Source organism: Bradyrhizobium sp. LeoA1Lang (assembly GCF_055413685.1).
Genome location: NZ_JBVAPG010000294.1, coordinates 1 through 5,243, shown reverse-complemented (window position 1 = coordinate 5,243; position 5,243 = coordinate 1). Strand labels below are relative to the sequence as shown.

Below are 5,243 nucleotides of genomic sequence, written 5' to 3'. Positions count from 1 at the left end.
CGGCTGGCAGACCCTCGCCAGCAAGCCCATTGCTCAGCCGGTTGATCTTGCCGCCTGAGCAGATATCATCCGTTCACCGGAGACTCGCGACGGACAAATTCCAACCAAGTTCGCGACGGCACCTTTGGTTGCGCCAAAAGCGCGTTCAGGAACTTGGCCGCAATCTCGCCTTCGAGCAGCCGGTCGCGGTTCTTCGAGAAGGTCGAATGGTCCCAAAACCGCATCATCCACCCCGAGCCCAACGAACCAGCGGAACAGAAGATCGAACTCCATCCATTCCATCAGATGCCGTTCCGAGCGAACCCCATAAAATGCCTGGAGGAGCATCGCCCGAAGCAACTTCTCCGGTGCGATCGAGGGGCGACCGACGTTCGTATAGAGCTTGCCGAACTCCCCAGAAAGGTCGCCCAGCGCCGCATTCGCCAAGTCTCGGATCACCCGTAGCGGGTGATCGACCCGAACCCGAGCCTCCAGGTCCACATAACTAAAAAGCGAGCCGGACTGTTCGTCACTCCCCCGCATCGCGCCCCCAGTTAAATCCTGGTCCTAGAGAATCACGATACGAAACGCTTCGCTACCGACTTCTTCAACAGGCTGTTAGAGCTAGACGGCACCTATATAAGCGACCTCCTGATCGGGTCTGATCTGAGCCTCGCGCCGACTTGCGAGAAGGATACGATCCCCGCGTGCGGATCGGATCCGCGATCAGTTCGCAGTATTTCCGGATCACCTTGGGATCGCCGAAGTCGCCGATGGCCGGATCTCCCGAGCGGCCAAGGGCGAGGCCGCTGATATGGTTATGCTCACGGGAGAGGGCCTCTGCACGCACGACGGCGCTCTAAGAGAAGCACTCGATCGCTTACCCGGGCGCGATCCGTCGTCAGCACTGAGGCGGGCGCGGCGCTGTTTGCATGAGAGTATAGTTAGTGTCGGGAATTGCTATCACGACCCGAGCGAAAAGCGTCCGGCGCGTGGGCCAATAGGATGCCAATGCTCAAAAGAATAAGAGTCCCGACAAGAGCCGAATACATACGCCACCTCCATCGCTCACTTCCTTTTGAACTGCGCGACCGCTTACACAGTCAATTTTTTTCCTGAGCGCGAAATGCGTTCGCAGCCAAGTGATGAGTCCGAGCCACAGCGACTAGCTGGCAGCATGTGGAACCGTCAAAGACAGAAGCTGTAAGACCCAGCTGCTCTGCTCCAACCGCCTGATAGGCGTAGGGCGGTGACCGAAAGGCTCATGTGGCAAATGTGCAACGGGTACTTGGTTTCTGCGCGGGAGTGTCCGAAACGAACACTTCAGGCCGTTGAGATGGCGGTAGCATTTGCGCGCAAGGATTGGGGTGTCCGGATGAGGTTTTCAAACTCGAAAGATGAGAGCTTATTGTTTCTTTGGGAAAGTGTGCGGCGGCAAGTGTTGGCTGGTCGCGCGGACGGCGGACGTTGCCGCTTTGTTGGTAACAATCTGCGCAGCTATGCTGAATTGCTTCGTTCGGAAATGGAGCGGCGAGAGCTGAAGTACACTCCGATTAATTGGTCTGAATAGCCGCTCCACGGGCATACCGATGAAAGACCTCCAGAAGCAACTGAAAGAGCTCCGCACCGATGCAGCCGAGTGCAAATTGATCAGCGATCTGGCAACTGACCAGGAAAAGCGAGAGCTGTTCGCAAAGCTTGCGGATCACTTGAGTGGTTTGGCGTCCGAGCTCGAGCGCGCTATATCTGTAAAAGTCTGTGGCACGAAGACGGAGCTGTAAAGACGGTCGCACGATGCCAAGAATCGGCTCTGGGTTCACGAGAGCGGCACTTATGCGAAATTCACGAGGCGGGTAAGCTGACGCACGATTTTGCGTCTGTGGCTGCCGAGATCGTCCATGGTTAGGATGTCGCCGGGACAAAGCGTCGGAAGGAGGACTCTCTCGACGTAGAGGCGGAAACTCTCGCCATCGTTCGGCCCTCGAGAAACCATGGCGCCTCAATCCGGTCATGGCGCAACGCGGCCAGGAAGGTTATGGTCGTCCAGCGGCCGTTGGGACTCTTGCTGTGAATCCTCTGGCCACGCGGCGCACCCCCGCAAGGCCCCATATCGGTCCTGGCCCAGATCTCGCGTTCGCCAGCCACAGTTTTTTCAAGCTGAGCTTCTCGGCGTGGAGAACTCCCATATTGAACGGTAATCAGCCTTAGGTCCGCGATCAGTGAGCTCGGCGACCAAGCCGCGCAGGGTGAAGTCCCCTTGATTCGCCCTAAAACCCGGACGCGGTGTTTGCCGGAAATGGCCTTCGACCTGTTGCCGCGCATCCCTGCCGGGCACCACGCTGCCGGTCTCGCAATGCCGTCGCGCCCATCCAACGGCCGTGCTGACCGCAACACCGAATGTTTAGCCGCCTCGTTGCAGGACAATCCACCGGAAACAACCCTGCAACGCCCCGCTTCCGAAGATCCTCAGAGTAAGGCTTGCCGATCCGTGCTGGCCTCCAGGCCCAGCCAGCATGGTAAATCCGAAGTCTCCTGATTTGGGAATCCAAATTCGATTCAAGCTAACCTTCAGACCCGCTTGCGATGGGGCATTGCACTTCGCTAACGCTTCGCCGTCATGCGATTGGATAGAGGACTATCACTTTCAAGCAGTTGTTCAGACTCGGCGCTCATGAGAAACCGCCCGGCGAAACCGAGGGTTTCGTCCCCTCGTCTCACGGAGCAGCCTCTTTAGGACGTTATTCCGGCGCGCTCACGAAAGCGAGCGAACCGGCAATCCAGAGGTCGCGGCGAGAGATTCCGCCTTCGTAATCCAAGTCGGCTGCTGCCGACTTGGACAAGCAAGACTCGCGAGTTCGCGTACACCTGCGTCAACGCGTCCTGGAATGACGAACAGAAATGCAGCCCCTACCCCGTCGTGTTTGTGGTCTCGCCGTCGGCCGCACCAATTTCCTGGTTGAGCCGCGCATGAAGCGTGGCCTCGTCGAGTTCGCCTTCCCACCAGGACACGAACACCGCGGCAATACCGTTGCCCATGATATTGGTAAGTGCACGCACCTCGCTCATGAATTTATCGATCGAGAACACGATTGCCATGCCCGGCACCAGCGCCGGATTAACCGCTGATAGCGTCGCCGCGAGCGTGATGAAGCCGGCCCCGGTGATACCGCTTGCGCCTTTCGACGTCAGCATCGCCACGATCAGGATCGTGAGCTGCTGGCCGAAGGTGAGATCGACCCCGAGCGCCTGCGCGATAAACAGCGTTCCCAAGGTCATGTAGATGTTGGTGCCATCGAGGTTGAAGGAGTAGCCGGTCGGCACCACGAGCCCGACCACGGGCTTGGAGCAGCCTAGCCGCTCGAGCTTCTTCATCAACTGCGGCAGCGCGCTTTCCGAGGACGAGGTGCCGAGCACGAGCAAGAGCTCGTCTTTGACATAGGCGATAAACTTGAAGATCGAAAAGCCAACGAAACGCGCGATCAGACCAAGCACGACTACCACGAATAGCGCGGCCGTGGCATAGAACAGCGCGATGAGCCCGATCAGATTCCCGAGCGCCGAGGGTCCGAACTTACCGATCGTGAAAGCCATGGCGCCGAACGCGCCAATCGGCGCTGCCTTCATGACAATGGCAATGACGCCGAACACGGCGTGCGCCGTGTCGTCGATCATGCCGCGCAACTTCTCGCCGCGCTCACCCAGCGCCATCAGCGAGAAGCCGAACAGGATGGCAAACAAGAGTACCTGCAGGATATCGCCGCGCGCCAGCGCGCCGACCACGCTGTCGGGAATGATATTGAGGATGAAATCGACGCTTTTCGAGGCTTCCGCCTGCTTCACGTAATTGGCGACGGCTGCGGCATCGGGCTTGGCCGCAAGGCCGTGGCCAATCTGGAAAAGATTGCCCATCACCAGGCCGAGCAACAAGGCAAAAGTGGAGACGATCTCGAAATAGACCAGCGCCTTGAGGCCGACCCGGCCGACCTTTTTCGCATCCTGGATGTGCGCGATGCCCGAGACCACGGTGCAGAAGATAATCGGCGCGATGACCATCTTGATCAGCTTGATGAATCCATCACCGAGCGCCTTGATCCAGTCGTTGGTTGCGAGCGATGGCCACAGCCAACCGACGACGACGCCAATCAAGATCGCGATCAGCACCTGAACGTAGAGAATTTTGTACCAAGTTTGCGACGGCCGCGCGGGCGCCGCAGTTGCGATGGTGGTCATGACGCTCCTTCCCTATACGAACTCGAACACCGAGCCGCCGCGCGTTGAGCGGTGACGGCATCAGACGAGCTTTTATGCCAGCCGTGTCCCATTGAAGACGGCGATGTCGGAAATCCGACAGATCGCAGCGTGAATTCCGAGGGTAGGTCGGCAGTTACCTGTGTTTTCTTAAGCAAGTCGCGCGCCAAGCGCCAAAGCCATGCGGCCGTTCAACCGACGAGACTGTGGACCGACTGTCTCCTGACGACACTTGGCTGAATCCCAGAACCACGTTCGTGCCGCCGAGGGCAAAGGCATTGCTCGGCGCGACGCGCACCTTGCGCTCGCGCGGCAGAGTGGGCGCGACCTCGAGATCGACCAGCCGCTTGCGGCAATGTCATGCTCGGGAAGGGTTTTGAGCTTGGCCCCTATCCTGAGCTCGGAGTTGCGATCGGGCCAATGGCGGAGCGGCCTTCGCGTATCTCCTTATAGATGGAGGCGCCGTCGGTCCCCAACCCGCCCATTCCGGTAATGACGACGCGCCTCCCCATTCAGGCCTTCTCAGCGACCACGCCGCGGACAGTCGCGTCGCCGACATTCTTGAGATTCGATCAGGCGTCATCCGTGTTCATCTCAATCTCGATCGCGTCGGACTGCTCCAGGTCGCAGATGATGTCCCTCAACTCCAGCGACTGGATGCCACACCAGGTCAGTTGCCTGGCGGTCGTTGTCTCGCCGCCGCCGACGGTTTTCCTTCATCGTGCGACAATTTCCTTCGCGAGTTGAACTGCCATGCTGCTGCTTCCATGACGCGCTTCGACGCGAACGCGGCGCCATCCCCCAGCCGAGCCACGTCGCGACGCGTCGCGCGACAGAAGCAGCGACGTGATTCGTCGGGCGTCAGGTGCTGTCAATGCAACGTTCCGTAACATTGGTAAAATTGATTTTTTGGATGGTACGCATCCACATTATCGACGTTTGGAGACATGCGCCTAAGACCTTGATGCAAGCTGCCCTCGGGCGTTATCGAGCCTCGCGTCGTAGTTTCGCACAGC

3 protein-coding genes and 2 pseudogenes are annotated in these 5,243 nt (G+C 58.9%); 2 read left to right on the top strand and 3 right to left on the bottom strand.

The genetic code is table 11. The features are described from left to right. Nucleotides 1-119 precede the first annotated feature (119 nt). Nucleotides 120-522: pseudogene (locus ACZYOF_RS41985) on the bottom strand (transposase); the annotation flags it as partial. Between the two features lie 793 nt (nucleotides 523-1,315). Between ACZYOF_RS41985 and ACZYOF_RS41980 the strand changes: the two are divergent. Beyond that, nucleotides 1,316-1,549 carry a hypothetical protein gene (locus tag ACZYOF_RS41980; protein ID WP_245287682.1) on the top strand — a complete coding sequence of 78 codons (234 nt, stop codon included), beginning with the start codon at nucleotides 1,316-1,318 and terminating at the stop codon, nucleotides 1,547-1,549. 19 nt (nucleotides 1,550-1,568) lie between these two features. Beyond that, nucleotides 1,569-1,760, top strand: coding sequence for a hypothetical protein (locus ACZYOF_RS41975; RefSeq protein ID WP_028169064.1), 192 nt, complete (start codon nucleotides 1,569-1,571; stop codon nucleotides 1,758-1,760). 1,126 nt (nucleotides 1,761-2,886) lie between these two features. On the opposite strand, the gene dctA is transcribed toward ACZYOF_RS41975, so the two are convergent. Continuing rightward, on the bottom strand, nucleotides 2,887-4,209 hold the full coding sequence (gene dctA, locus ACZYOF_RS41970) for a C4-dicarboxylate transporter DctA (protein WP_130583735.1): 1,323 nt from the start codon (nucleotides 4,207-4,209) through the stop codon (nucleotides 2,887-2,889). A gap of 372 nt (nucleotides 4,210-4,581) precedes the next feature. Further along, nucleotides 4,582-4,739 (bottom strand): annotated as a pseudogene (locus tag ACZYOF_RS41965) (beta-ACP synthase); the annotation flags it as partial. Between the last annotated feature and the right edge of the window lie 504 nt (nucleotides 4,740-5,243).

Coding starts and splice junctions, on each gene's coding strand:
- ACZYOF_RS41980 (WP_245287682.1), top strand. CDS start 1,316: ATGGCGGTAGCATTTGCGCGCAAGGATTGGGGTGTCCGGATGAGGTTT.
- ACZYOF_RS41975 (WP_028169064.1), top strand. CDS start 1,569: ATGAAAGACCTCCAGAAGCAACTGAAAGAGCTCCGCACCGATGCAGCC.
- dctA (WP_130583735.1), bottom strand. CDS start 4,209: ATGACCACCATCGCAACTGCGGCGCCCGCGCGGCCGTCGCAAACTTGG.